Source organism: Streptomyces sp. NBC_00873 (assembly GCF_045207415.1).
In the GTDB taxonomy this organism is placed as follows: domain Bacteria; phylum Actinomycetota; class Actinomycetes; order Streptomycetales; family Streptomycetaceae; genus Streptomyces.
Genome location: NZ_CP108803.1, coordinates 2,558,756 through 2,584,473 on the forward strand (window position 1 = coordinate 2,558,756; position 25,718 = coordinate 2,584,473).

28 protein-coding genes and 1 pseudogene are annotated in these 25,718 nt (G+C 70.0%); 10 read left to right on the forward strand and 19 right to left on the reverse strand.

Features of this window, described 5'->3' with window-relative positions; genetic code table 11:
* The 3 genes from OH809_RS11460 to OH809_RS11470 form a co-directional block, all read right to left on the reverse strand.
* Positions 1-3,033 (reverse strand): SNF2-related protein, encoded by a 3,033-nt coding sequence (locus tag OH809_RS11460; RefSeq protein WP_406422486.1) that lies wholly within the window; start codon positions 3,031-3,033, stop codon positions 1-3.
* A gap of 105 nt (positions 3,034-3,138) precedes the next feature.
* Complete coding sequence (locus OH809_RS11465) at positions 3,139-4,338, reverse strand: serine/threonine-protein kinase (RefSeq protein WP_406422485.1); 1,200 nt, start codon at positions 4,336-4,338, stop codon at positions 3,139-3,141.
* 308 nt (positions 4,339-4,646) lie between these two features.
* Positions 4,647-5,174: a hypothetical protein gene (locus tag OH809_RS11470; protein WP_406515086.1), complete on the reverse strand. Its 528-nt coding sequence runs from the start codon at positions 5,172-5,174 to the stop codon at positions 4,647-4,649.
* A 15-nt stretch (positions 5,175-5,189) separates the two neighbouring features.
* On the opposite strand from OH809_RS11470, the gene OH809_RS11475 reads away from it, so the two are divergent.
* From OH809_RS11475 to OH809_RS11485, 3 genes are all read left to right on the forward strand, one after another.
* On the forward strand, positions 5,190-5,357 hold the full coding sequence (locus OH809_RS11475) for a toxin glutamine deamidase domain-containing protein (protein WP_406515087.1): 168 nt from the start codon (positions 5,190-5,192) through the stop codon (positions 5,355-5,357).
* Entirely contained in the window at positions 5,357-5,623 is a 267-nt protein-coding gene (locus OH809_RS11480; protein ID WP_406422483.1) for a hypothetical protein, read from the forward strand. Before OH809_RS11475 ends, OH809_RS11480 begins: the two co-directional genes overlap by 1 nt.
* A 194-nt stretch (positions 5,624-5,817) precedes the next feature.
* A complete protein-coding gene (locus OH809_RS11485; RefSeq protein ID WP_406422482.1) occupies positions 5,818-5,967 on the forward strand; it encodes a hypothetical protein in 150 nt (49 codons plus the stop codon).
* A 14-nt stretch (positions 5,968-5,981) separates the two neighbouring features.
* On the opposite strand, the pseudogene OH809_RS11490 reads toward OH809_RS11485, so the two are convergent.
* The 3 genes and pseudogenes from OH809_RS11490 to OH809_RS11500 all read right to left on the reverse strand — a co-directional run.
* Positions 5,982-6,654, reverse strand: a pseudogene (locus tag OH809_RS11490) (MFS transporter); the annotation flags it as partial.
* Between the two features lie 133 nt (positions 6,655-6,787).
* On the reverse strand, positions 6,788-7,252 hold the full coding sequence (locus tag OH809_RS11495; RefSeq protein ID WP_406422481.1) for an ArsI/CadI family heavy metal resistance metalloenzyme: 465 nt from the start codon (positions 7,250-7,252) through the stop codon (positions 6,788-6,790).
* A gap of 34 nt (positions 7,253-7,286) precedes the next feature.
* Positions 7,287-8,657 carry an NAD(P)-binding domain-containing protein gene (locus tag OH809_RS11500; RefSeq protein ID WP_406422480.1) on the reverse strand — a complete coding sequence of 457 codons (1,371 nt, stop codon included), beginning with the start codon at positions 8,655-8,657 and terminating at the stop codon, positions 7,287-7,289.
* A 107-nt stretch (positions 8,658-8,764) separates the two neighbouring features.
* On the opposite strand from OH809_RS11500, the gene OH809_RS11505 reads away from it, so the two are divergent.
* Genes OH809_RS11505 through OH809_RS11515 form a run of 3 tightly spaced genes read left to right on the forward strand, consistent with a single transcriptional unit; the run spans position 8,765 to position 10,723 of the window.
* Entirely contained in the window at positions 8,765-9,820 is a 1,056-nt protein-coding gene (locus OH809_RS11505) for a flavin-containing monooxygenase (protein ID WP_406422479.1), read from the forward strand.
* 40 nt (positions 9,821-9,860) lie between these two features.
* Positions 9,861-10,223 carry an ArsR/SmtB family transcription factor gene (locus OH809_RS11510; protein ID WP_406422478.1) on the forward strand — a complete coding sequence of 121 codons (363 nt, stop codon included), beginning with the start codon at positions 9,861-9,863 and terminating at the stop codon, positions 10,221-10,223.
* Positions 10,220-10,723 (forward strand): GNAT family N-acetyltransferase, encoded by a 504-nt coding sequence (locus OH809_RS11515; RefSeq protein WP_406422477.1) that lies wholly within the window; start codon positions 10,220-10,222, stop codon positions 10,721-10,723. Before OH809_RS11510 ends, OH809_RS11515 begins: the two co-directional genes overlap by 4 nt.
* Here OH809_RS11515 and OH809_RS11520 read toward each other — a convergent pair.
* The 3 genes from OH809_RS11520 to merB (OH809_RS11530) all read right to left on the reverse strand — a co-directional run bounded on the left by OH809_RS11520 (position 10,716) and on the right by merB (OH809_RS11530) (position 12,071).
* A complete protein-coding gene (locus OH809_RS11520) occupies positions 10,716-11,264 on the reverse strand; it encodes a DinB family protein (protein ID WP_406422476.1) in 549 nt (182 codons plus the stop codon). The two genes, OH809_RS11515 and OH809_RS11520, sit on opposite strands and share 8 nt — an antisense overlap.
* Positions 11,265-11,337: 73 nt before the next feature.
* A complete protein-coding gene (merB, locus tag OH809_RS11525) occupies positions 11,338-11,586 on the reverse strand; it encodes an organomercurial lyase (RefSeq protein ID WP_406422475.1) in 249 nt (82 codons plus the stop codon).
* Positions 11,583-12,071 carry an organomercurial lyase gene (merB, locus tag OH809_RS11530; protein WP_406422474.1) on the reverse strand — a complete coding sequence of 163 codons (489 nt, stop codon included), beginning with the start codon at positions 12,069-12,071 and terminating at the stop codon, positions 11,583-11,585. Before merB (OH809_RS11530) ends, merB (OH809_RS11525) begins: the two co-directional genes overlap by 4 nt.
* On the opposite strand from merB (OH809_RS11530), the gene OH809_RS11535 reads away from it, so the two are divergent.
* Positions 12,055-12,375, forward strand: coding sequence for a MerR family DNA-binding protein (locus tag OH809_RS11535; protein WP_406425246.1), 321 nt, complete (start codon positions 12,055-12,057; stop codon positions 12,373-12,375). The genes merB (OH809_RS11530) and OH809_RS11535 overlap by 17 nt on opposite strands.
* Here OH809_RS11535 and OH809_RS11540 read toward each other — a convergent pair.
* Genes OH809_RS11540 through OH809_RS11565 form a run of 6 tightly spaced genes read right to left on the reverse strand, consistent with a single transcriptional unit; the run spans position 12,362 to position 16,733 of the window.
* Positions 12,362-13,363, reverse strand: a complete 1,002-nt coding sequence (locus OH809_RS11540) for an arsenic resistance protein (RefSeq protein WP_406422473.1) — start codon at positions 13,361-13,363, stop codon at positions 12,362-12,364. The genes OH809_RS11535 and OH809_RS11540 overlap by 14 nt on opposite strands.
* Before the next feature lie 58 nt (positions 13,364-13,421).
* Positions 13,422-13,742: a hypothetical protein gene (locus tag OH809_RS11545; protein ID WP_406422472.1), complete on the reverse strand. Its 321-nt coding sequence runs from the start codon at positions 13,740-13,742 to the stop codon at positions 13,422-13,424.
* Positions 13,739-14,530, reverse strand: coding sequence for a MerR family transcriptional regulator (locus OH809_RS11550; RefSeq protein WP_406422471.1), 792 nt, complete (start codon positions 14,528-14,530; stop codon positions 13,739-13,741). Before OH809_RS11550 ends, OH809_RS11545 begins: the two co-directional genes overlap by 4 nt.
* 34 nt (positions 14,531-14,564) lie before the next feature.
* Positions 14,565-15,623 (reverse strand): ArsO family NAD(P)H-dependent flavin-containing monooxygenase, encoded by a 1,059-nt coding sequence (locus tag OH809_RS11555; RefSeq protein WP_406422470.1) that lies wholly within the window; start codon positions 15,621-15,623, stop codon positions 14,565-14,567.
* Positions 15,620-16,390: an aquaporin gene (locus OH809_RS11560; protein WP_406422469.1), complete on the reverse strand. Its 771-nt coding sequence runs from the start codon at positions 16,388-16,390 to the stop codon at positions 15,620-15,622. The genes OH809_RS11555 and OH809_RS11560 overlap by 4 nt, the downstream gene beginning before the upstream one ends.
* Positions 16,391-16,424: 34 nt before the next feature.
* Positions 16,425-16,733, reverse strand: a complete 309-nt coding sequence (locus OH809_RS11565; protein WP_406422468.1) for an ArsR/SmtB family transcription factor — start codon at positions 16,731-16,733, stop codon at positions 16,425-16,427.
* Between the two features lie 75 nt (positions 16,734-16,808).
* On the opposite strand from OH809_RS11565, the gene OH809_RS11570 reads away from it, so the two are divergent.
* Genes OH809_RS11570 through trxB form a run of 3 tightly spaced genes read left to right on the forward strand, consistent with a single transcriptional unit; the run spans position 16,809 to position 18,908 of the window.
* Complete coding sequence (locus tag OH809_RS11570) at positions 16,809-17,447, forward strand: low molecular weight phosphatase family protein (protein WP_406422467.1); 639 nt, start codon at positions 16,809-16,811, stop codon at positions 17,445-17,447.
* Positions 17,448-17,496: 49 nt separating this feature from the next.
* Positions 17,497-17,913, forward strand: a complete 417-nt coding sequence (locus tag OH809_RS11575) for an arsenate reductase ArsC (RefSeq protein ID WP_406422466.1) — start codon at positions 17,497-17,499, stop codon at positions 17,911-17,913.
* Entirely contained in the window at positions 17,910-18,908 is a 999-nt protein-coding gene (gene trxB / locus OH809_RS11580) for a thioredoxin-disulfide reductase (RefSeq protein WP_406422465.1), read from the forward strand. Before OH809_RS11575 ends, trxB begins: the two co-directional genes overlap by 4 nt.
* 1,144 nt (positions 18,909-20,052) lie before the next feature.
* Here trxB and OH809_RS11585 read toward each other — a convergent pair.
* The 4 genes from OH809_RS11585 to OH809_RS11600 all read right to left on the reverse strand — a co-directional run bounded on the left by OH809_RS11585 (position 20,053) and on the right by OH809_RS11600 (position 25,485).
* Positions 20,053-21,411, reverse strand: a complete 1,359-nt coding sequence (locus tag OH809_RS11585; protein ID WP_406422464.1) for a class I SAM-dependent RNA methyltransferase — start codon at positions 21,409-21,411, stop codon at positions 20,053-20,055.
* Positions 21,412-21,511: 100 nt separating this feature from the next.
* The gene (locus tag OH809_RS11590; RefSeq protein WP_406422463.1) at positions 21,512-23,557 is read right to left on the reverse strand and encodes an APC family permease; all 2,046 of its coding nucleotides are present in this window, start codon (positions 23,555-23,557) and stop codon (positions 21,512-21,514) included.
* A gap of 120 nt (positions 23,558-23,677) precedes the next feature.
* A complete protein-coding gene (locus OH809_RS11595) occupies positions 23,678-24,721 on the reverse strand; it encodes a 1-aminocyclopropane-1-carboxylate deaminase (RefSeq protein ID WP_406422462.1) in 1,044 nt (347 codons plus the stop codon).
* A gap of 71 nt (positions 24,722-24,792) precedes the next feature.
* Positions 24,793-25,485 (reverse strand): GntR family transcriptional regulator, encoded by a 693-nt coding sequence (locus OH809_RS11600; RefSeq protein ID WP_406422461.1) that lies wholly within the window; start codon positions 25,483-25,485, stop codon positions 24,793-24,795.
* Positions 25,486-25,718 lie beyond the last annotated feature (233 nt).

Here is a 25,718-nt window from a genome sequence, read left to right on the forward strand (position 1 = left end):
TCAGTTCTCCGCCTGGGCGTCGGACGGGTGAGGGTCGGAAGTGAACGACTCGGCCGCGGAGTCCGCGTCGTTCCCGGCGCCGGGGGCGTCCGGGTCGCCGGGGCGGTCGAGGACGGCCAGCACGCGCAGCAGCGGACGTCCGGTGGTGTGCAACTGGTCGAGCAGCCGGGCCAGTTCGTCGGCGGTCTCCTCGACGAGGCGTTCGCGGCGGCCGGTGACGCCGGGCAGCAGGGATTCCGTACGCCACTGGGCGACATGGCCGCGGTAGGTGGCGAGCGGCTCGCTGATCTGCTCCTCCCAGGCAGCCCTCCCCGTATCCAGGTGTGTGCGGGCTGCGGCGACGGCGGCCGGCACGAGGGCCTGGAGGCGGTCCGGGTCGCGCGGCCCGCCGGTGCGGGCGAGCCTCGGGCCGACCTTCGCGTCGCGCAGCGCGTCCGCCATGGGACGCACCTCAGGTGTCCCGGTGCCGTCGGTGCCGAACCCCGTCACGGCCATCCACCGCACCACGGTGGGGCGGCCGAGCGCGTTGGAATGGATGCCCTGGACGAGGAACACGGGCCCCTCGACGTGCGGTGTGGTGATGACCGGGGCCTCCTGCCGGCCGAACTCGACGAGGACCTTGTCCGTCAGCCACTCCACCACCGGGTGGATGTCGGTGAGGAAGGACACCTCCGGCCACATGGTGCTGCTGCTCTCCCTGGCCTCGGTGAGCTTGCGCTGCGCCAGGGCGCGGTCGAAGGTGACCAGCATCCGCTCGGCGACGCGCTGCTCCTTCAGGTAGGAGGGTGGCAGGGCCTTGAGGCGGTGCAGCAGGTCGGGGGCCAGGGCCGGGGAGAGCGAGAAGTACGCGCCGCCCTTGGCGTCGGTGCCGGACGCCAGGCCGATCAAGCCCTCGGCGCGATCCTCGTACACCTCGTCGAGAGCGGTGTCGACGAAGTCGGCCGTGTCCCCCTCGAAGAGCGAGATCAACTCGGCGCGTGCGGGCAGTTCCTGCTCGGTGATCGTGCCCACCTGGCCGAACAGGTCGGCGAGGGCGGTGTCCTCGGCGGGGGCGGACTCCAGGAATTCCTCGACCGTGCCGCCACGGACCAATTCCCTGATGAGCCGGCGCTCCTCCTCCTCGGCCCGGTAGAGGCCGGACACGGCCTCGGCCGTCCCGTCCAGCTTGTGCGCCTCCTCCTCCCGGAGGAGCAGTTTCTCGGCGACCGTGCGGTCGTCCTTGGCACCGGGGACCGCGGAGGTCAGGATCAGGGCGCGGAACTGGGGCTCATGCTTCTGCCCGTACCGGTCGATACGGCCGTTTCGCTGCTCGATACGGATCAGCGACCACGGGATGTCGTAGTGGATCAGGTGGTGGCACTGGCGGTGCAGGTTGACGCCCTCGGAGGCGACGTCGCCGGTGAACAGCAGCCGGACCGGGTTGTCGGCCAGGCCGAACGCCTCCAGGACCTTGGCCTGTTCGTCGTCGCTGAGGCCGCCGTGCATGACGGTGACGGCCTTCGCCGTGCCGTCGGCCCCGACCGGGAAGCCGAGGCGGGCCGGGACGACCTCGGCCAGCCAGGTGAGCGTACGGACGCGTTCGGAGAAGACCACGGCCCGGGTCGCGGACCGGGGTCCCACACCGATGTCCTTCAACTGCTCCACGAGTGCGTCGAGTTTGGCGGAGTCACCGGGTGCGGTGCCGTCGCCCATGCCCGCGACGATCTCCCGCAGCCGGGCCAGGGCAGCCTGCTCCGGAGCGATGGCCGGGTCGGGCCGCAGCCCCTTCTCCCCGGCTTTGCGGACCCGCTCGCCGAGCGTGGCGACACGGTTGTCGACCGTCTCGCCGAGGGCGACATGAGAGGACAGAAACGTCTTGAGCAGGTTGTAGGCGAAGAGCTGCTCGGTGGCGACCGAGGTGCGGTCCTGGTCGGCCGTGCCGAACTCCGCACTCGCCTGTGGGACGGGGAGCCAGTGCTCGGCGATCTCGGCGAAGATCCGCTCCTCCGCCTCACCGGCGGCGCAGTGGAGGGAGACGGTGGGGCCGCGGTCGGGCCACTCGGTGCCCATCTCGTCCCGGACCTCGGGGCTGATCTTGGTCCGCCGGATGTAGAGGTGGCCGAGGTCCTCGGCCGGGTCGTAGTGGTCGGGGTCGGCGATGGCGGCCGGGTCGAGGAGCGAGATCAGGTCGGCGAAGGAGCGCTTGTCGCCGTTGTGCGGGGTGGCGCTGGCGAGCAGCAGGGCATCCGTGCGCGGGGCGAGGATCTCGGCGAGGGCGCGCCGCTGGCTGCCGGGGTTGATCAGGTTGTGCGACTCGTCGATGACGACGGCGTCCCAGCGGATGCGCTCCAGGTGGTGCCGGTACTGGCCGATGTTCTTGAGCGTATCGACGGAGATGATCACGCGCTTGTAGTGCGTGAACGGGTTCCGGCCGGCCGGGATCTCGCGCTGGATGCGCTGGATGCCGAGGGAGTCGAGCCGCACGAGCGGGATCGAGAAGCGGGTCCACAGCTCGTGCTGGAACTGTTCCAGGATGCTCTGCGGGGTCACGATCAGGAGGCGCTCACCCCGGCCCCGGCGGATGAGCTCCGCGAGGGTCAGGCCGATCTCCAGCGTCTTACCGAGGCCCACGACGTCGGCGATCAGGACCCGGGGCCGGAGGTTGCGCATGGACAGGGCGAGCTCGGCGGGGCGCTGCTGGTAGACGAGCGGGTCGAGCAGGAAGCGGTCGGCCAGGGCGAGACCCCGCTCGGACTGGGGCAGCGGCGTCTTGCGCAGGACCGCTTCGAGGAAGAGGCGGCTGCGCCGGAAGTACGAGGACGTGTCGGGGACCAGGCGGGTCTTCTCCGGGTCGAGCAGCTCCACGCGGTCGATCCCGCTGAAGAAGACGGCTTCCTCGTCACGGACGAACTCCGAGACGCCGACCGCATCGATCCGCTCGCCGTCGTGATCGGTCTGGGCGGTATTGCGGACCAGCCACTCCTCGTCGCGTACGAGGATCTGCGCCCCCGGCGGGAACCGGGTCTCCCTCGGCTTCGCCCCCTGGTCGGTCACCCGTCGTCCCTCCGTCGTACCTGCGTCGCGCGGCCCTGCGACGCCAAGTCTGTCACGTGGGGCAAGGGCGGCCGGCCGTGCTTCCGAGAAGGACGACAGCACAGCTCAGAAGCGTGCCTCCCGGGCATAGGCGGCACGGATCCGCTCGGCGATCCGCAGGGGCGCTGCGGGGCGGACGGCAGTGGCCGCGCGGCCTCGGGGCAGGGTTCCGCCAGGCCCGGGAACCGCCCCCGTCGGTACGGCGGGGACGGCGTCCTCGGGCTCCTCACCGGGCTCGGGTCCCTCGCCGATGCCGAGCCGCTCGGCCCCGGCCGGCGCCGGTGCGCCCATCTCTTCGTCGTCCTCGACCGCTGCCGCGTCGACGACGGTGGGCGTGTAGGCCGGGTCGCCTCCGCCGGGTTCGAAAGCGGGTGGGGGCAGTTGCGGCACCACGATCTCTGGGGTCAGGCCGGCGAGCCGGCGCTTGGCCTGGAGGGCGGTCAGGCCCAGACCATGGATAACCCGCACGAGCCTCTCGATGACCTGCGGCAGCATCGGCCGGGCCGCAGGGTCCAGCGCCAGCATGTCCGTGACCAGGCCCTCCAGTTCCGGGGGCAGGCCGGTCAGGTCGGGCGGCGTCGCGGGGTCCTCGATCTTCAGCGCGACGGCCTGCCAGGTCGGCCCTTCGTACGGGTAGTGTCCGGTCGCGGCGAACAGCAGCACCGCGCCCAGCGCGTAGACGTCGGCCGGCCGGTCCAGCTGGTGCTCGCCCCGGGCCTGTTCCGGCGGCATGCACAACACACTGCCGACGACGAAGCCGGTCGCCGTCAGCATGGTGCGACGCTCGGCGAGCACGGCGAGGCCGAAGTCGATCACTTTGGGACCGTACTCGGACAGCAGAATGTTCTGCGGTTTCAGGTCACGGTGGAGCAGTCCCGCATCGTGGACCGTGCCGAGGCCCTCGGCGAGCAGCGCCCCGAGACTGGCGGTCTCGACGAGAGGGAGGGGGCCGTGCCCGGCGACGTAGGTGCGCAGATCCGGGCCGGGGACGTATTCCACGGCGAGCCAGGGCTGCTCCGCGGCCGCGTCGGCGCCCACGAAGCCGGCGACGAACGGCCCGTACACGGTACGCATGCTGTCCACTTCGGACAGGAACCGGGCACGGGTGTCCTCGTCGAGCACGGAGGCCTTGATGACCTTCACCGCGGCCTGATGACCGGCCGCGGATTCGCCGAGAAACACTTGGCCCATACCGCCGGCCCCGATCCGGCAAACGAGCGCAAAGCCTCCGATCGACTTCGGGTCGTTGTCTCTAAGTGGTTCCACGGCGCTACGCCTCCCCCTCGTATGGCTTGCAACCACTGCTCTGGACTGCGGGCAGACCCGGACCGGAGTCAGTCTATGCAAGCCCGCACTTCCCCTGTGCTGCCTCTTCGGGCGGATGCCCGCGCGACCGGAGCAGCGGGCGGGGGTCGCGACTTGAGCGGTGAATGCATCTGCCGTTTCCGTGACACAGCCGAAAGGACATTTGTGCAGGTCATTAGCTCGGTCCCAGCAAGCGCAGCAGGTCACGGGGATAGCTGGTCTCTGCCGCGACAACTGAGCAGAGCGGACCCCGGTTGAGACACGGCTTCTCAATCCATCGGGTAGAAGTCAGGCTCCGGCATCAGCCTCGCGATCGAGAACGGCTCGAACTCCGGATCCGCCAACACGCGGTAGACGAACTCGGAGGTGGACATGCTCACTTGTTGCAAGGGGTACGGGTCGCCCTGCGTGACGACGGGCCAGCTCGCCGGGTCTTCCTCCGCAGACGCCAACCAGAAGTAGCTGCACTCCATCTCACCGAACGCCCAGGGAATGAGACCACGCCGACCGGGCCGGTACATCTGGTAGGGCTTGAAGAGGGGATCGGGCCCGTCCTCCGGGGCACCGTCGAGAAACTTCTTCCAGATTCTGGCCAGGTCGAACTGCCTCGTGCCATCGACAGTAAAAACACTCAAGAATTCCGAGAATTCTCCCTCGCCAAACGTCTCGGCAAGCTTCTTGTAATCCTCGGGCAGTGCCGTACCGAGAGCTTCCTCAACACTGTTCCAGGAAATCTCAAGCCGAAGCGGCTCCCAGTTCGTGGCCTCAGCGATTCGCTCGATCCACATTCTCTTCACATTCCGATCGAAGGCTTGCCCGCAGGGAACGGCGCCAGAGGTATCGTCCAGGGGCAGAAGGGCAGACGCGCCCATGTCTTCAGCGTGGTAAACGTCAAGGGGGAGGTCGTGTTCCTGGACGGTCAGTCGGGACATACCAATCTCTCGCCATGGCGGAACTTCTCTCTCCTGAGGACAGACTGATGCTGGACATCGAAGACGCTACCGTGTTGGCCCAGAACTTCCCGCACCAGCAAGTCAGCCACGAGGGCATGACCTTCGCGCTCGTCGAAGGGGAACGCGCTCAGGTGGGAACCAACTTCTATTTCGACTGCCAGTCAGCTGCCTATCTCCGCGACGGAGACCCCCGGGACATGGCCGTCGGTACGGGCCACCTGTGCGTTGACGGAGAGACCAGGGAGTGCCGCCTACTGGGTGCAGTCGAGTCTGCCGAGCTCGACCTCTTCTGACCTGACCGGTCACAGCTCTCGCGAAACGTCGTGAAGCGACAGGCCCGTGGCCTGCGGCAATCATTTGCCGCAGGCCACGGGCCCGTTTCTTTTGACCCAGCGCACAGGGTGATCCCAGGACGGCGCGCTCGCACAGTCACAGGCGCCCCCGGCCCAGCGCCAAGGCAGCACTCGTCTGCGTCGACCCTGGTTTCATGACCTTCATAAAGCACGGACTCATGGTCCGGGGTATGGCGAGCCATGCACATGAACACCCCGACGAGCTGCGTGAGCGGGCTGCCCGAAAGCTCCGCACCACCGGCCGCCCGGTCCCTCATGTCGCGGGGGGCTTCGGGAGGCTCTGAGACGGGTCCCGGGTTCAAGCTCTCCGCCGTCCTGCGCGGACGGATGTTCCGGTGGCGATGAGTGCGGCGAGCAAGGCGAGGACAGCGAGCAGTCCGAACAGCCGTGGGTAGCCGCCCATCGTGGTTGCGAGGAGGGCTGTCGCGAAGGGGGCAAGGGCGGATGCGGTCATGGCGGGGGCGCTGAGGAGTCCGGAGAGTCTGCCGTAGTGCCGTGTGCCCCAGCGGTCGATGATGGCGGTGGCCTGCAGGAGCGTGAGGTTGCCGCGGACCATGCCTGCCACCACCGCTAGGGCAATCACGAGGCCGTACGGGCCGGAGGTGAAGGCGAAGACCGCGGTGGTCAAGCCGCCGAGCGCGATGAGGGCCGCCGTGCGGGCGGTCGTACCGGTGTGGCGGGCGAGCGGGGCGTAGAGGGTGCGGCCGAGGGTCTGGCCGGCGCCGCCGAGGCCGAGGGCCCAGGCGGCCTGGCTGGTGGTGTAGCTGCGTTCGATCAGGAGCGCGACGAGGGTGACGACGACGGCGTACATCGCGAACGCGGAGAGTGTGAATGCGGCCGCGAGCAGCAGGAACGGTCGGCTGTACGACTGTCCGGGTCGATCCGTCTGTGTGGGCCGGTGCGGGTGGGGCCGGGGGCCAGTGGGCTTTGAGGGCGAGGGCGTGGGCGGGGATGGTGATGGCGGCAAGGATCGGGGAAGGCGTAGTAGACGATTCCCCAGCTGGTGATCTGGGTGGCGCACAGCGCGGGCAGCACGGCGCGGGGCCGCGACCGGTCCCCTGTTCCGGTCGTGGCCCCGTGGGTGTGAAGGTCGGTCATTACAGGTCAGCAGCAGCTGCCGGCGGTGACTGGTTCGCGCGCATCGGTCTCAGCGGTGGCCGGGCTGGAGCAGCACGTGCTGGCTTGTTGCTTGGCCAGGGTGTCGGCGTCGGCTTTGACGACGTACACCTCCCACGGCTCACGGCCCGGGCCGTGGACCCAGACCTTGTCCTGAAGGGCATAACAACAGCTGGTGTTGTTCTCCTCGGTCGTCGTCAGACCTTCCTCGCTCAGCCGCGTGGTCGCGGCGTGGACGGCCTCGGAGCTGTCGACTTCTACACCGAGGTGATCCATGCGGGTGTCCTCGTCAGCGGCGCCTTCGATGACGACGAGCTTGAGCGGCGGTTCCGCGATGGCGAAGTTGGCATACCCGTCACGGAGCTTGGCCGGCTCGGTGCCGAAGAGCTTCGTGTAGAAGGCGACGGATGCCGCCAGGTCGGGGACACGCAGGGCGAGTTGTATGCGGGACATCACGGTCCTCCTACTGCCGGTAGGTGGGGCAGGGTCAGCAGCCGCCGGAGGCAGCCGGGGCGCCGACGCCGATCTGGAGGGTGGCCGGGGCTGCGCAGCAGCCGCCGCCGTCGGCCGCCTCGTCGGTCTGTGGCTGGTCGAAGAGGCCGGCGCCGCCGCAGACGCCGGTCTCCGGCAGGACCAGTTCGACGCGCTCGGCCGACTCACGGTCGCCTGCGATGGCGGCGACGACGGAGCGGACCTGCTCGTAGCCGGTGAGGGCGAGGAAGGTCGGCGCGCGACCGTAGGACTTCATACCGACCAGGTAGACGCCCTGCTCCGGGTGGGACAGCTCCTTCACGCCGTGCGGGTAGACGGTGCCGCAGGAGTGCTGGTTCGGGTCGATGAGGGGAGCCAGCTCGGTGGGTGCCTGGAGGCGCTCGTCGAGGCCGAGGCGGAGCTCGTCGAGGAAGGACAGGTCGGGACGGAAACCGGTGAGGACGATGACCTCCTCGACCGGGTCCAGGCGGCGGCCGTCCTCGGCGACCAGGACCAGTCGCTCTCCTTCGCGCTCGATTGCGTCCGTGCGGAAGCCGGTGACGGCATCCGCGTGGCCCTCTTCAACGGCGGCCTTGGCGGCGAGGCCGAGCGCGCCGCGGGCGGGGAGCTGATCGGCGGTCCCGCCACCGAAGGTCGAGCCGGAGATACCCCTGCGCAGGATCCAGGTGGCGTGTGTGCCAGCGCCGTCCTCGGACTTGGCGAGGTCGGCGAGGGAGGCGAGCGCGGTGAAGGCGGAGGCGCCGGAGCCGATGACGGCGGTGCGCTTGCCCGCGTAACGGGCCCGAATCTCAGGGTCCTTGAGGTTGGGGACACGGTACGAGATGCGGTCGGCCGCCGCGCGCTCGCCGAGGGCCGGGAGCCCGTCGCCGCCGGCGGGGCTGGGGACGGCCCAGGTGCCGGAGGCGTCGATGATGGCGCGGGCGAGGATCCGCTCCTCTCGGCCGTCGGTGTGCTGGATGCGGACGGTGAAGGGCTGGGTCTCGCGGTCGGCGTCGACGATCCGGTCGCGGCCGACGCGGGAGACGCCGGTAACCCGGGCAGCGAGGAGCACCTTGTCACCGAGGACGTCGGCGAGCGGCTGGAGGTACTTCTCGGCCCAGTCGCCGCCCGTCGGGTAGGTGCCCGCTTCCGGCTTGACCCAGCCGGTGGGGGCGAGGAGCTTCTCGGCGGCCGGGTCGGTCACCTCGCCCCAGGTCGAGAAAAGCCGGACGTGCGCCCAGTCGCGCACCGCCGCACCCGCCTGCGCACCAGCCTCGAGGACCAAGGGCTCCAGGCCGCGGTCGACGAGGTGGGCGGCGGCGGCCAGACCTGCGGGTCCGGCCCCGACGACCACGACAGGCAGCTGCTCGGTGGCGGTGGCGCTCATGAGGATCCCCCTTGTGTTTCGACGTCCGTCGATCTCTTGCGCTCTCAGCATGACACCTGTATCGATAGACGTCAACATAGACATTCATCGATTCTGGGGGTTGTTTCGTGGAGCATGTCGACGTCGCCGTCATCGGTGGCGGCCAGTCCGGTCTGGCCGCAGCGCACTACCTGCTGAAGGAAGGGCTCCAGCCCGTGGTCCTGGAGGCATCGGGGCAGGCCGCCGGGTCGTGGCCTCGGTACTACGACAACCTCACCCTGTTCTCGCCCGCCCGGTACAGTTCACTGCCGGCGCTGCCGTTCGGCGGCGACCCGGACCGCTATCCGCACCGGGACGAGGTGGTGGCCTACCTGCTGCAGTACGCCGAGGTCCTGGCCGCCGACATCCGCACCGGGCAGCGCGTCTCCTGCGTGCGTGCGGACGGCGAGGGCTTCGTGCTCGACGTCGCGGACGGACATCGACTGGGTGCGCGGGCGGTCGTCACGGCCACAGGCGGCTTCGGCCGGCCGAACCGGCCCGCCCTGCCCGGGCTCGACACCTTCACCGGGAAGGTGCTGCACGTAGCGGAGTACCGCACGCCGGCACCGTTCGTGGGGCAGCGGGTCGTGGTCGTCGGCGCGGGGAACTCGGCGGTACAGGTGGCCGCCGAGCTGGCCCGGGTCGCGCGTGTGAGTCTGGCCAGCCGCAGCCCGGTGCGCTGGTTCCCCCAGAAGCCGCTCGGGCGTGACCTGCACTTCTGGCTCACGGTCACCGGCCTGGACACCGCCCCACTGGCACGCCTCCAGCGCCGACCGGCCACCATGGCGGTCATCGACGACGGCCGCTACCGCGCCGCCCTCGCCGCGGGGCGGCCGGACCGCCGCTCGTTGTTCGCATCGGTCAACGGCGTCACCGTCACTTGGGCCGACGGCGAGCAGGAGGACGTGGACACGATCATTCTGGCCACCGGCTACCTGCCCGACCTCGGCTACCTCGCCCCGCTCGGCGCCCTGAACAAGGAAGGCCGGCCAGGGCACCGCGACGGTGTCTCACTCAGCCACCCGCGCCTCGCCCACGTCGGGCTGGAGTGGCAGCGGAGCCTGGCTTCGGCGTCCCTGCGGGGCGTCGGCCGTGACGCCCGGCGCGCCGCACGACGGCTTGCCCGGCAGCTACTCCGGGCGTAATCCCCTGGGCTCTTGGTTCGACATGTGTCAACATAGACGTATGTCGAATGTGAAGGTGCTGCCGCTGCTGGAGCCCACCGTCGAGCCCTGCTGCCCGCCGCTGAACGAGCGGCCCCTCACGGCGGAGGAGGCCGAGCGGACTGCCGTCATGTTCAAGGCGCTCGGCGATCCGGTGCGGCTGCGACTGTTCTCGGCGGTCGTCTCGCACGAGGGGGGCGAGGCGTGCGTCTGCGACATCTCCGACGTCGGCGTCTCCCAGCCGACGGTCTCCCATCACCTGAAGAAGCTGAAGGAGGCTGGGCTGCTCTCCTCCGAGCGGCGCGGGACCTGGGTCTACTACCGCGTGGAGCCCGGCGTCCTGGCCGCCATGGGCACGCTCCTCACCAAGGCGGCCGCAGCGTGACCGTCGCCACCACCGTCGTCGTGCCGCTGACGGCCGCGCACGCCGACGAGGTCGTCGCGATCTATGAGGCAGGCATCGACGAGGGCAACGCCACCTTCGAGACCACCGCCCCCACCTGGGAACAGTTTGACGCGGCCAAGCTGACCGAGCACCGATTCGCGGCTCTCGACGCCGACGGGACGGTGCTGGGCTGGGTCGCCGCCACCAGGGTCTCCGACCGGTGCGCGTACGCCGGTGTCGTCGAGCACTCCGTCTACGTTCACCCCGACGCCCGGGGCCGGGGAGTCGCCTCCGTACTGCTGAAGGCGCTGGTCGAGTCCACCGAGGCGGCCGGGATCTGGACCATCCAGTCCGGCATCTTCCCGGAGAACACGGCCAGTCTCGCCGCGCACCAGCGAGCGGGCTTCCGGGTCATCGGGACCCGCGAGCGCATCGGCCGCCACCACGGCATGTGGCAGGACGTGGTCTTGTTGGAGCGCCGGAGTCAGCGGATCAGTTGACCGTGTTCCCGCTGCCGAGGGTGAGCTGGCGGTGGTGGAAGTCGAAGTGCTGGGTCGGGTAGCGGTAGATGTCCGCGAGGGTCATGTAGTCCTGGAAGAAGGGGTCCCAGCGGACGGGGTAGTGCATGCCGCGTGCCAGGTCGGCTTCGGACTCCTCAGCCAGGTGGCGCTCCAGGGCCCCGGTGACCCGATCGAAGGCGGCGGCCATGCGGCGAGGCCCGTAGACCTTCACCGCCCCGCACGGACCCGCGTAGTTGACCAGGTCGAACGGTACTGTGGCGGCGTCCAGCACCCGCGCGAACAGCTTGCTCGCCCTGCGCGGGAGCCGGCCGAATACGCGCACGAGGATCAGCAGCGCCTGGACGACCATGTAGCCGAAGAGCATGTGCCACAGCAGCTGCTCGTTGGACCACTTGGTATCGCGGGTGGGCCGGGCCAGGTCGTCCTTCGAAGCTGAGTCGAGGAGCCGGTGAAAGGTCTGGCGGGCGCGCTCGTATTCCTGGTACACGGCGTGCCGGTCCATTGGGTCCGCGTTCGTCATGGCCTGCCCGCTCTCGTCACCCGGGCTTCGATGATGCCCGCACCTGGGCGGTCTTTCACTGGCCGCTGCCGTTTCAGTCGTTCTGGAGGAGCGGGCCGAAGGTCTGCTGCCCGATCTGCACCGCGTGGTCCTGGCTCACGACCTGGCCAATGACCTCCGGGTGCCCTCGTCGCCATTGCTCGGCCGAGTCGCGGCCGGTGAAGAAATTCAGCGCGTCGCAGCACACTTCGGCAGCGGGCCCGCCGCCTTCGCGGCGGCCGATGAACACGGCCGCGTCCACAGGCTCCCACAGCAGGCTGCCGCTGGTGAAGGTGACGGTCACCAGCTCGCCGCTGATGGGGTCGGAGGAGGAGATCCGTACGTCTGGCCGTCGAGCATGGCGCTGATGCCCAGGGCATCGACGGCGCACATCGACCACGCCTCCACACCGCTCGCCAGCCGGATCCGGTGCGGGGTCTCGACCGCCGAGAACGGGTAGGCCGCCCGGATCCGCCCCTCTTCGTCGAGGGCCAGGAAGTCCTCGCGATCCAGCTCGGCCAGTATATCGGCGGCTGTGCGACTGGCGAGGGCGGCAACGGATTCGAGCGCGGCCGGCTGCGGCGCTGTGCCGTGGGTGGCGAAGTACCGCAGCACCGCCTGGTGGACGGCGCGCAGCCCGCGTTCGGCCGGGGCGCGTCGGCCCCGGCCGGCCCGGACGATCGGATCCAGCAGATCCGCCTCGCAGCACTCCAGTCCCTCGACGGCAGGGGCGGGAGCAGTGCCGGACAGTGCCTGGCGCAGGGACTGAACGCTGGGGGCCCCACGCACCTCCGGCGGCTACCGCGACTATCCGCAGCACACCCTCGCCCGGCTCGGCTTCATCCGCGATGCCCAGGCGGCCGGGCTGACCCTCGCCGAGATCCGCTCCGTGCTGGCCCTGCGGGACAGCGGGCAGGCACCGTGTGCGCGGGTCGGTGCGCTCATCGACCAGCACCTGGCGGAGATCGACCGGCGGATGGCCGAGCTGCGCGAGGCCCGAACAGAGCTGCGGGAGCTGGCCCGGCGGGCCGCGGTGACCGATCCCGAAACCTGTTCCGAGGGCGAGATCTGCACCATCCTCAGCCGGCCCTGACCGGCGTCCGGTCCCGGTCCGGGACGAGACGGGGAACAAGGCGTACGTAGGCGACCATGCCGATGACCTCGACGAGGGTCTGGGTGACCACGACGACCGCGGCCACGGCCAGATCGTCGGGCAGGGCCAGGGCGAGGGGCAGGACGACCAGCGAATTGCGAGTCGCGCCGGTGAAGACGACGGCCCGGGAAGCAGGGGCGTCGAGCCGGAACAGGCGGGCCACCAGGCGCCCGGAGAAAGCCATGACGACCAGGAAGACGGCATATACGGGAACGACGGCTGCCACGTCGCCGAGACGGCCGTCCAGCTTGGGGACCTGGGAGGCGACGACCGTGACCAGGGTGGCGGCCATCAGCGGCACCATCGTGGTGGTCGCCGCTTCGGAGACCTTCTGGCCGGCCGGACGGCGCGCGGCCCACGCCTGCAGGCCCCATGCCAGGGTGAGCGGGATGACGATCAGGAAGAGGAACGCTTCGAGGAACGGGCCCGTCTCGACGACGTCGCCGAGGTCCGGGCCCATGAACAGGTAGAGGAAGCCGGGCAGGAGCAGCATCTGCGCGACAAGCAGGAGCGGGGTGGCGGCCAAGAGGCGACGGCTGTCTCCGCCGGCCAGGCCGCTGAAGACGATCACGTAGTCCACGCACGGGCACAGCAGGACCAGCAGGACGCCGATCCGAACCGCCTGGTCGGCGGGCAGGAACGTGAACAGGGCCGCCACGACGAGCGGCACCACGACAAAGTTCACGGCCATCGCGGCGGACAGGAACCGGCCGTCGCGCAGTGAGCGGAGCAGGTCGGCGGCCGGGACCTGGAGGAAGGTGACGAACAGCAGCGCGCCGAGGACGGGGTTGATGGCGTGCTCCAGGCCGGGCCCGGCTGCGGGCGCCGCCCAGCCGAGGAGGCCACCGAGGGCCATGGCACCGAGGTAGATCGCGACCTGGTGGTCTTCCATCCGCTCGACCACGCCGCGCGGTTCCTGCGACACCATGTCCGACCCGTTCCTTCTGCTGTGCTGACCTGCAAGATTGTGCCCTGGTTGGCGTGGTTCATCGTGGCAGGCGGTCGGAGCCGGTGCCGGGCGGGATGCGGGTGGGCATGCCCACATCGACGGTGGCAGGCCCGGTCTGGCAGGCGGACGCCCGCTTCCGGCGCCGGTGCACCCACACAGCCGCCACGACGGCGGCGACCGCGAGGACGGCCAGCACCGGTGCCCAGATCGCGCCGATGACGGACGCGGCACCGACACTTCCCAGCACGGCCAGCAGCGGTCCCGCGCAGCACACCGCGCATGCAGCCACGGCGAGCAGGCCGGCACCCAGCACGGACTTACCGGACGAGGGCTTCCCGGAGGAGGACGGGGTGGTCACGAGGCGGCTCCGAAGAGGTCGGCCAGTAGGGATCCGGCAGCCTCGGGGGCGCGCACGGTCAGCTCCAGCGAGGCGGGGGTCAGATGCAGGGTGAAGTCGAAGAAGGCGCAGCATCCCTGTTCTGCCGCCGCCAGCGAAGCGACATCGGCGGCCAGCTCAGGGGCACTGGGGAACGTCAGACGCACCCCGTCCGGGATCTCTTGGCGCGCGGTGGCCCGGGCGACGAGGTCCCGCCACTGCACCGTGCGCTCCCCCAGCTCATCGCCGCTCAGGGTGCAGGCCACTGGTGTCTCGCGCCACAGCTCCCCGGCCTCAGCAGGTACGGAGTCCGGGGCCGGTGGACGGGTGGGCGACAGTGCGACCAGGACGGGGCCCGGCGCGTCACTTTCGCTGTTGCAGCCGCAGTCCGGGCCGCAGGCGCCCGCCGGAGCCGGACCGGCCAGCCTCTCGTGCACCCCGGCCAGGTGGGCGGAGAACGCAGCCAGCTCCGCCGCTCGCCGGTCCGCGTCCGCGATCCGGTCAGCGACCATCGGCACCATCCGGGCCCGCACCGCCGCGCACACCCCCTCGTCCCGCACATCGAGGAGGTCACGGATGTCCTCCAGCGCGAGCCCCAGCAGCTTGGAGGAGGAGATGAAGGCCAGGCGCTCCACCGACTCCTCGTCGTAGAAGCGATAGCCGGCCGCGGTGCGCTCGGCCGGCAACAGCCCGGCCGACTCGTAGAACCGCAGCGTGGACGGGCGAACGCCGGAGCGTTCGGCCAGCTGGGAAATCCGCAGAGTGCTCATACCTCGAACGTAAACCTTCAAGTCGACTTGAAGGTCAAGCCCTCAGCAACCCCACGATCTCACGGGCCGCGTCACGGGCTGGGCGCCCGACGCCGATGAGAGTGGCGGAGGCGGGGCCGGTCCAGTCGCCGTAGCCCAGCAGGTGCAGGCGGGGCTCATCCACGGCCCGGGTGCCCATGGTGGGGATGTGGCCGCGCGGGCCGCGGAGGCCGAGTGGGGCGAGGTGGGAGAGGGCGGGGCGGAAGCCGGTGCACCAGATGATCGCGTCGGCGTCGGCGGTTGTGCCGTCGGCCCACTCCACGCCGGTCGCGGTGAGACGGGTGAACATCGGCTGAGCCTTGAGGCGTCCGGCGTCACGTGCTTCGCGTACGGGCGGTACGGCGACGATGTCGCCGAGCGAGGCGACGCCACCGGTGCCCGTGCGACCTTCGTCGAGGGCACGGCGGCGGGCGGTGGCGTGGTCGAAGAGGGCGCGGCCGTCGATGTCGTCGGCGAGGAAACGCGCGGGTCGCTGCGTGACCCAAGTGAGGTCGGTGTCGTAGGCGAGGTCGGCGGCGATCTGGGCGCCGGAGTTGCCACCACCCACCACCACGACCTTCTTTCCGGCGAGGTCGGACGCGCTGCGGTACTCCACGGTGTGGAGCTGATCGCCCTGGAACTCCGTACGGCCGGGCACGGCGGGGACGAAGGGCCGCCACCAGGTGCCGGTGGCGCTGATCACCGCACGGGCCTGCCACGTGCCGGCGTCCGCCTCGACGCGCAGGAACTCGCCATCCCGGTGGACTGCTTCGACGCGGACGGACCGGACGACGGGGAGTTCGTAGCGCTGCTCGTAGTCGGTGAGGTACGCGACGACATGCGCGGCGTCCGGGTACGTCTCCCCCGGCTGCGGCGGCATCAGGCGGCCGGGCAGGGAGGAGTACGCGGCCGGGGAGAAGAGGTGGAGGGAGTCCCAGGTGTGCTGCCACGCACCGCCCGGGGTGGCCTGAGCGTCGAGGACGACGAAGTCCAGGCCGAGGCGGCGCAGGTGGTAGCTGGCGGCGAGCCCGGCCTGGCCGCCTCCAATCACCACCACGTCCGGAGCCTGTGTCATTCGGCGTGCGTCTTGCCGCGCACAAAGATGACCGCCACCAGGGCCAGGCCCACGACCGCGCCTATCAGCTGCATGCCGATGAACGCAGGGACGGAGGCGGGGGCGATGCCCGCGAAGGTGTCCGTGAAGGCCCGGCCGATGGTCACCGCGGGATTGGCGAAGGAGGTCGAGGAGGTGAACCAGTACGCGGCGCCGATGTACGAGGCGACCGCGACAGGCGCGAAACGCAGACGGTCAGTGCGGGCCAGGCCGAAGATCAGCAGGATCAGGCCGGCGGTGGCGACGACCTCGCCGAGGAGCAGGTTGCCTGCCGAGCGGTCGTGCGTGGACCACTTCACCAGCGGCTCGCCGAACATCGCGTCCGCCAGGATCGCGCCCGCGATCGCGCCGACGACCTGGGAGGGGACGTAAACGGCGAGCTCGCGCCCGTTCACTCCCGCACCGCCACGGCGGGCGGTCCACCACTCGGCCAGGGTGACGGCCGGGTTGAAGTGCGCACCGGAGACGGGCCCGATGAGGGCGATGAGGACGCCGAGGCCGAAGACGGTGGCAGTGGAGTTGGCGAGCAGCTGCAGCGCGACGTCGTCGGTGAGGTCGGTGGCCTGGATGCCGGAGCCGACGACGATCGCCACCAGGGCGGTGGTGCCGACGAACTCGGCGGCGGCTCGGGCGACCAGCGGGGTACGGGGCGAGGTGGCGCCGGGCGCGGGCTGCGGCGACGTGTCGGCGGCTATGGCGTCGCTCGCGGCGGGCTCGGTGGCGGTCACGGGCAGAGTCTCCTCGGGCAGGTGAGGCGAGAGGCTACGGGCAGGCTCTCTTGGTGTCGGCGTTGGCGCGCGCGGTCTCGGCGAGAGCAGCGAACTGACCGGCCAGGGCTTCGATGACGTCCGGCTTCAGGCGGTAGTAGGTGAAGCGGCCGCAAGGCTCCGTCTCGACGATCCCGGCCTCGCGCAGCACTCTCAGGTGGTTGGAGAGGTTGGTCTGCTTGGCACCGGTCTCCTCGACGAGGTGGGTGGTGCACAGCGTCTCGCGGGCGAGCAGGGTCACGATCTGGAGGCGCAGAGGATCACCCAGAACCCGGACCAGATCAGTATCGACTGACGTCATCATGGGCTGATACTCTCACATCACCCGGAGCTGATACCAGCCTGGGCTGACCTCTTTTGAACCCAGGGGGTTCTCGTCATGACCGCGTCCTCGCGCCCGGTCCTTCCCGACGAACGTCTCGCGGCCGGTGTCGCCCGCCTTGCCGTGCGTCACCAGGGCCGGTACTCCGCGGAGACGGTACAGCGGCTAATTGCCGACTCCTACGAGCAGCTCGCCGCGCACGCGCACATCCGCACCCGCCTCGTGGTGCTCGCGGAGCGATTCGCCGCCGAGCGCTTGGACGCACTGGCGCACGTCGAGAACCCGGCCGGCACCGGTGGTCGGCCGCGGGTGCTGTTCGTGTGCAGCCACAACGCCGGGCGCTCCCAGATGGCCGCCGCCCTGCTGGCCCACCGGGCCGGGCACGACGTCATCGTCTCCTCCGCCGGCACCCACCCTTCCGGCGCCGTCGACCCGCACGTGGTCCAGGCCCTCACCGAGGCCGGCGTCGCACTCGACGAGGTCTACCCCAAGCCGCTGACCGACGAGGTCGTCCAGGCCGCCGACATCGTGATCACCATGGGCTGCGGCGACGCCTGCCCCGTGGTGCCCGGCCACCGCTACCTGGACTGGCCCGTCCCCGACCCTGACGGCGCCCCGATCGCGGTCGTGCGCTCCATCCGCGACGCCATCGACGCCCGCATCACCACCCTGCTGGACACCCTGCCCGGCACCTGAAGCTTCCCGTCCCCCGCACCACGCTCCAACCTTGTCTAAGGAAGAACCGATGACCGCTCCGCTCGCCTCCGTGCTCTTCGTCTGCGTCCACAACGCCGGCCGCTCCCAGATGGCCGCCGGATTCCTCAACCACCTCGCCGGCGACCGGATCGAGGTCCGCTCCGCCGGCTCCATCCCCGGCGACCAGGTCAACCCGGCCGCGGTCGAGGCGATGAAGGAGGTCGGCGTCGACATCTCCGACCAGAAGCCCAAGGTCCTCACGACCGAGGCCGTCCAGGCGTCGGACTACGTCATCACCATGGGCTGCGGCGACGCCTGCCCGATCTTCCCCGGCAAGAAGTACCTCGACTGGGCCCTGGAGGACCCGGCCGGCCAGGGCGTCGAGGCCGTCCGCCCCATCCGCGACGAGATCAAGGGCCTCATCGAGGGCCTCATCACCGAGATCGACGCGAAGCCGGAGGCGTGACCTCAGCGACTGACCCGACCGCCGCCACCGATGACGACGTACGCAACGTCATCGTCATAGGCTCCGGCCCCGCCGGATACACCGCCGCCCTCTACACCGCCCGCGCCCAGCTGGGGCCCCTGCTCTTCGGCAGCTCGATCTTCGTCGGCGGCTCCCTCACCACCACGACCGAGGTCGAGAACTTCCCCGGCTTCCCCAACGGCATCGACGGCCCCGACCTCATGGACAACATGCGGGCCCAGGCCGAGCGATTCGGCGCCGAGATGATCGACGACGACATCGTCTCCGTCGACCTCACCGGCGACATCAAGACCGTCACGGACTCCGCCGGCACCGTCCACCGTGCGAGGGCCGTGGTCATCGCGACCGGCTCCGGCTACCGCAAGCTCGGCCTCCCCAACGAGGATGAGCTCTCCGGGCGGGGCGTGTCCTGGTGCGCCACCTGCGACGGCTTCTTCTTCCGCGACCGCGACATCGTCGTGGTCGGCGGCGGCGATACCGCGATGGAGGAGGCCACCTTCCTCACCCGCTTCGCCCGCTCCGTCACCGTCGTCCACCGCCGCTCCACCCTTCGCGCCTCCAAGGCCATGCAGAACCGCGCGTTCGCCGACGACAAGATCTCCTTCGCCTTCGACAGCGAGATCGCCGAGATCAAGTCCGAGAACGGCATGCTTGGCGGCGTCGTCCTCCTCGACACCTTCACCGGCCAGACCCGCGACCTCGACGTCACCGGCCTGTTCATCGCCATCGGTCACGACCCCCGCACCGAACTCTTCACCGGCCAGATCGACTTCGACGACGAGGGCTACATCAATGTCGAGGCGCCCTCCACCCGTACGAACATCCCCGTCGTCTTCGCCGCTGGCGACGTCGTCGACCATACCTACCGCCAGGCCATCACCGCAGCCGCCAGCGGCTGCCAGGCCGCACTCGACACCGAGCGGTACCTCGCCGCTCTGGTCTCTCCTGTGCAGCCGGTCGGCGTCTCCGCCTGATCACATGTGGGCAGGGCCTCTCAGGGGCCTGCCCACCTGCACAGGCCGGACACGATGGTTCGGCACGCGGGGCAACTCCCGGTTGGTGGGGCGAGGGGCCTCCAGCTCGGCCCCGCCTTCTGGCGTCGGCCCCGAGCCCGAAAGGGAGCCGACGTCAAATGCCCATTCGAGCGAATCCGTCGCGAAGCACCCGTCGTCGACAACCAAAGCTGGCAACATCCGGCCGTCGAACGTCAGCCTCGAGTCGAAGGCAGGCCATTGGAGCGGCAGGTCAATGAACGTCAGCTTGCGGTGCTGCAGTGGGTGGGGGCAGGTTGCCCTGCCGGCATATGGGAGTCCAACTCCTACAAGACCACCTGCCAAGCACTGCAGAACAGGGGCCTGGCCAAGGTCTCCCGGCGGGCCGGGCAGTGGAGCGTCGTCCTGACGAGCGCTGGCCAGCACTACCTGACGCACGGTACTTATCCCTTCGGCGAGTTACACACGCGGAAGACGCAAGCCGGGCCGCAGCCTCCCTCCGCAGGAGCCCACGCGGTTCCTGCCCCTGCGCGAGAGCCACGCGCCACCTCACAGATTCGTGTGACGTTCACGGAACAGCTGCTGCGAGACCTCGCGGACGCCGGCGGCCGGATCGTCAAGAGCGGCAGTGGTCCGGACTCCGTGAACTGGCCGTCCCGCATCGCTGCCGCGCGCAGGTCGGGAAGGGTCCCGAAGGCAAAGGAGTTGTACGGGGGTTGGTGCCGTGACGGGTACGAGATCAAGCTGGTCGACATCCCCGCCTGGCGCCTTGCCGTCCTCGAACCCGTCCCTGTCCAGTCCCGGCTCACCCGCCCGCACACCGTGGGTCCGAGCCATGCAGAACCAATCCCAGCCGCTCGGCCTGACCAGACCCGTGCAAGGGCGCGCTCTCCGCCTCGTCCAGGCACTGATCACCGCTGCCGAGGGCGGAGGACACTCCTGCTCGGCCGGAGCGACAGGTGCCGCACCCCGGCCGCACCGCCGCCGCAGCGCACCACCCCACTTCACCATCACCACGCAAGGACAAGCAGTGGGGTTCCTCGTCCTCCAGGAACAGGACCGGGAAGAGCACGTCGCCACTGAGAAGGAACTCACCGAGGCCAAGAAGCACGCACGAAACCGCAGGTCAGGAGCCCTTCGCGGCCGGTTCAAGGATCGCGACGCACTCCACGTGATGCGTCATCGGGAACAGATCGAACGCCCGCAGCGTCCGCACCTTGTAGCCGCCGTCCCGGAAGTACGCCAGGTCGCGGGCGAGTGCCGCCGGGTCGCAGGCGACGTAGGCGATGCGGCGGGCGCCGAGGCCGGTCAGGTGCTTCACCGTCTGCTTGCCCGCGCCCGCGCGCGGCGGGTCGAGGACGATCAGGTCGCACTCGGTGATGCCGGTGCGGGGCAGGATCTGCTCGACCTTGCCGTGCTCGATGCGGACCCGGTCGAGGTCCTGGAGGTTGTGGCGTGCGTCCTCCACAGCGCGCTTGCCGGACTCGATGCCGAGCACCGCGCCCTTCTCGCCGATGCGCTGGCCGAGGGCGCCGGCGAACAGGCCGACGCCGCAGTACAGGTCGAGGGCGGTGTCGCCCTTGCGGGGCAGCAGGCCCTGCATGACGGCGCGGACGAGGGTGTTGGCGGCCTGCGGGTGGACCTGCCAGAAGCCGCCGGAGCCGACGCGGTACGTGCGGTCGTCGGCGCGTTCGCGGACGAAGCCGCGGCCGTGGACCCGGTGGATGCCGCCGTCGCGTTCGTCGACGCGCAGGACCGAGACCGGCTTGTCGAGCTCGACGAGCGGCAGCCGGGCGCCGGGCTTCGGGGTGAGGATGACCTGGCGGTCGTTGGAACCGGTGGCGGCGATGGCTTCCACCGAGGCCATGCCGGTCCAGTCGCGCTGCTCGATGCCGAGTTCGGAGACTCCGGGCGCCGCGATCATGCAGTGCTCGATCGGTTCGACGTCGTGCGAGCGGTGCTTGCGCAGGCCGGCCCGGCCGTTCTCGTCGATGGCGTACTGGACGCGGGTTCGCCACGCGGGCACCTCGCCCTTGGGGAGCTTGTCACCCTCGGCCGGCATGACGGTGCCGTCCCAGCCCGCCTCCTCGGGGGTGAGGCCCGCGAGGCGCTGGAGCTGTTCGGCGATGACCTCGCCCTTGAGCCGCCGCTGGGCGCCCGGCTTGGCGTGCTGCCAGTCGCAGCCGCCGCACTTGCCGGGGCCGGCGTACGGGCAGGGGGCCTCGACACGGTCCTTGGACGGTTCGATGATCGTGACGGCGTCGGCCCGCAGGAAGCGGGAGTCCTTCGCGCCGTCGGTGACCCGTGCGACGACCTTCTCGCCGGGGAGGGTGTGCCGCACGAAGAGGACCTGGCCCTCCGAGGTACGGGCGATGCAGTGGCCACCGTGGGCGACGGGGCCCACCTCGACCTCGTACTCCTCGCCGATCAGTGAGTCCCCGGTCTGCGAGTCCTCGGCCGGCGACGAGGTGGATTCGTTCTGCATGAGGGGGTGGCTCCAGAGATCAAAGGAAAACGGCCGGACAACAACCCACGAGTCTACGCGGGTGGCGTCCGGCCGCTTACCAAACGGCGGGCACGGAAGGTCAGCTCTTGCTGGTCTCCTTGGTCCTTCGTTCCACGGGGCCCCGGCGCACCGAACCCGGAGCGTTCCAGTCCGCGCGCTTCCTGGCGCGCTTCTTCGCGGCCTCGGAGGATTCCAGCTGGTACGGGACGGACGTCACCATGACACCGGGGGTGAACAGCAGCCGCCCCTTGAGGCGCAGGGCGCTCTGGTTGTGCAGCAGATGCTCGTACCAGTGGCCGACCACGTACTCCGGGATGTAGACGCTGACCACATCGCGCGGGCTCTCCCGGCGGAGGCTCTTCACGTAGTCGATGACCGGGCGGGTCACCTCGCGGTACGGGGAGTCGAGGATCTTCAGCGGGATGTTGATGCCGCGCCGCTCCCAGTCCTCCTTGAGCGCCTTCGTCTCGGTCGGGTCGACGCTGATGGAGAGCGCCTCCAGTTGGTCGGAGCGGATCAGCTTGGCGTACGCGAGCGCGCGCAGCGTGGGCCGGTGCAGCTTGGAGACCAGGACGATGGAGTGGACCCTGGAGGGCTTCATGGTGTCGTCGGACGGGGCCTCGTCGGCGGAGATCTCCTCGGCGACGCGGTCGTAGTGCCTGCGGATCGCGGTCATCGTCCCGTAGAAGATCACCATGCCGAGCAGCGCCACCCAGGCGCCGTGGGTGAACTTCGTGGCGAGGACGACGACGAGCACCAGGCCCGTGAAGAAGGCGCCGAAGGTGTTGATCGCCCGGGAGCGGATCATGTGGCGGCGCTTGGCCGGGTCCTTCTCGGTGCTCAGATGGCGGTTCCAGTGCCGCACCATGCCGGTCTGGCTGAGGGTGAAGGAGACGAACACACCGACGATGTAGAGCTGGATCAGCCGGGTGGAGTCGGCTCCGTAGACCCAGGTGAGCAGGATGGCCGCGCCGGCCAGCAGCACGATGCCGTTGGAGAAGGCGAGCCGGTCGCCGCGGGTGTGAAGCTGGCGCGGCAGGTACCGGTCCTGGGCGAGGATCGAGCCGAGCAGCGGGAAGCCGTTGTACGCGGTGTTGGCGGCCAGGAAGAGCACGAGGGCGGTGGCCGCGGCGAGGATGACGAAGAGGAACGATCCCTCGCCGAAGACGGCGGCCGCGACCTGGGAGATCACCGGGTCCTGGACAAAGCTCGAACCGACGGCGACGCCGTTGTGGATCAGGTCCTTCGCCGGGTTCTCCGCCATCTTCACACCGGTGGCCATGGCCAGGGCGATGATGCCGCAGAACATGGTGACGGCCAGCAGCCCCATCATGGCGAGGGTGGTCCCGGCGTTCTTGCTCTTCGGCTTGCGGAAGGCGGGGACACCGTTGCTGATCGCCTCGACGCCGGTCAGCGCCGCACAGCCGGAGGAGAACGCCCGGAGCAGCAGGAAGACGAGGGCGAACCCGGCCAGGCCCTCGCGCTCGGGCCTGATCTCGTAGTCCGCGGTCGGGGCGTGCATGGTCTCGCCGAGGACAAGACCGCGGAACGCACCCCAGGCGATCATGACGAAGACGCCCGCCACGAAGAGATAGGTGGGGATGGCGAAGAGCTTGCCGGACTCCTTGACGCCCCGCAGGTTCATCAGCGTCAGCAGCACGATGGCCCCGATCGCGCAGACCGTCTTGTGCTCGACGACGAACGGGACCGCGGAGCCGAGGTTCTCCACACCGGAGGCGATCGACACGGCGACGGTCAGGACGTAGTCGACCAGCAGGGCGCTGGCGACGGTCAGGCCGGCCTTGGGGCCGAGGTTGGTGGTGGCGACCTCGTAGTCGCCGCCACCGCTCGGGTAGGCGTGCACGTTCTGCCGGTACGAGGCGACGACCGTGAACATCAGGACCACGACAGCGGCCGCGATCCACGGGCTGAAGTGGTACGCCGACACGCCCGCGACGGACAGCACCAGGAGAACTTCTCCTGGTGCGTACGCCACCGAGGACAGCGGGTCGGATGCGAAGACGGGGAGGGCGATGCGCTTGGGGAGGAGTGTTTCCCCCAGCTTGTCGCTGCGCAGCGCCCGGCCGATCAGGATCCGTTTGGGCACGTCGGTCAGTTTGGACACGCAGAGGATCGTAAGCGTTCCGTATGGAGGCCGCCCACACACCACCCCCGTGGCCCCGCAATCTCCTGCACATAGCCGAGAACGCCACGGAATCCTTAACGGAATCCTTGCACTCGCCGCCTACGAGAACAGCGCACTGTAACCGTTCAGTGCCGGTTGGCCACCGAGATGGGCGTAGAGGACGGTGGCGTTCCGGTCGATCTCACCGCGCGCCACGAGGTCGACGGTGGCGGCCATCGACTTTCCCTCGTAGACGGGGTCGGTGATCATGCCCTCGGTGCGGGCGGCCAGCAGCATGGCGTCGAGGGTGGTGTCGTCGGGGATGCCGTACGTCCCCGCGTGGTACCGCTCGTCCAGTTCGATGTCGTCGACGGTGAGTTCCCGCCGTACGCCGATGAGCTGCGCGGTGGCGGCGGCGATCCTGGCGATCTGGTCGCGGGTACGGGCGGGCTCGGCGGAGGCATCGACGCCCAGGACGCGGCGGGGGCGGCCGCCCGCCTCCTCGATGGCGGCGAAGCCCGCGACCATGCCGGCCTGGGTGGAACCGGTCACCGAGCAGACGACGACGGTGTCGAAGAAGACGCCGAGCTCGCGTTCCTGCTCGGCCACCTCGTACGCCCAGCCCGCGAAGCCGAGTCCGCCGAGCGGATGGTCGGAGGCGCCGGCCGGGATGGCGTACGGACGTCCCCCGCCCTCCTCGACCTGGCGCAGCGCCAGCTCCCAGCTCTCCTTGACGCCGATGCCGAACCCCGCGCGCACCAGGCGGACATCGGCGCCCGCGAGGCGGCTGATCAGGATGTTGCCGACCTTGTCGTAGACGGCGTCGGGCCACTCCACCCAGCTCTCCTGGATGAGTACGCACTTCAGGCCCGCCCGGGCCGCGACCGCCGCCACCTGACGGGTGTGGTTGGACTGCACGCCGCCGATCGAGACGAGCGTGTCGCAGCCTTTCGCCAGGGCGTCGGCGACGAGGTATTCGAGCTTGCGGGTCTTGTTGCCGCCGTACGCGATGCCGGAGTTGCAGTCCTCGCGTTTGGCCCAGACCGCGGCGCCGCCGAGGTGAGCAGTGAGGCGGTCGAGGCGGTGCACGGGCGAGGGGCCGAAGAGGAGCGGATAGCGGGCGTACGAGGAGAGGGATGCGGCGGAGGCGGCGGAGGTCGTCATGGGGCTCCTGACGTCATGGGGTGGCGGGTTCTGCGGGCTTCTGCGGTTCCTGCGGTCAGCCGGTCAGCCGGTCAGGGCGCGTCGGCCGATGTCTCGTCGGCGGGTTCGTCGTCAGCGGGTTCGTCAGCCAGTTCTTCGAGGGCGCGCCAGATCTCCGCGGTGATCCGGGCTGCGGCCTCCGCATCGCGCGCCGCGCACACCTCGATCAGCCGGTCGTGCAGTCCTGCCGAGCCGTGCGCAGCGCTCTCCGTGCCGAACTGCCGCCATTCCAGGCGCCGGATCAGCGGCGTGTAACGCTCGACGGTGGCGGCGACGGCGCGATTGCCGCAGGCGGTGACGAGGACGTCGTGCAGCTCGTCGTCGGCGCGCAGCGCGCCCGCGACGTCACCGCCCCGGGTCGCTGCCCGGAAGCGGTAGTTCGCCGCGCGCATCGCGGTGATGTCCGCGTCGGTGAGCAGGGGTACGGCGGTGCGGGCGGCAAGTTCCTGCATGGCGCGTACGACGGCGGCAGCGTCGCGTACGTCGCGCGGGACGAGCCGCGTCACCCGTGTATAGCTCTGCGGCTTGCTCTCGACGAGGCCTTCGCCGGTGAGCCGGGACAGGGCGTCGCGGACCGGGGCGCGGGAGAGTCCGAGCCGTTCGGCGAGGTCGGCGTCGCGCACGGACGCGCCGGGTGGGATCTCGCCACGGACTATGGCGTCGCGGATGGCCCCGTACGCGGTGTCCCGCAGCAGAGTCCGTTGGACGGGCCGGAGAGTCTCCATGAACTGACATGTTAGATGTCTGTGACTGCGAGACTCAAGAGTTCAGCCTCGGGGCCCGATGTCCTGTGCTGTGCTGTGCACAACGGCCGGCGGCGGGCGTCTGCCCCGGCGTTCCGCTTTGCCACCCCTTTGCAGGCACCGCCGCGGTGAAAGCACACTCGAATGGGGCGACGCGTCCGTGGCCGCATAAGCTCATCCCGGGCAACGCCGGAAAACGTTGCCCCGTTGTTTGC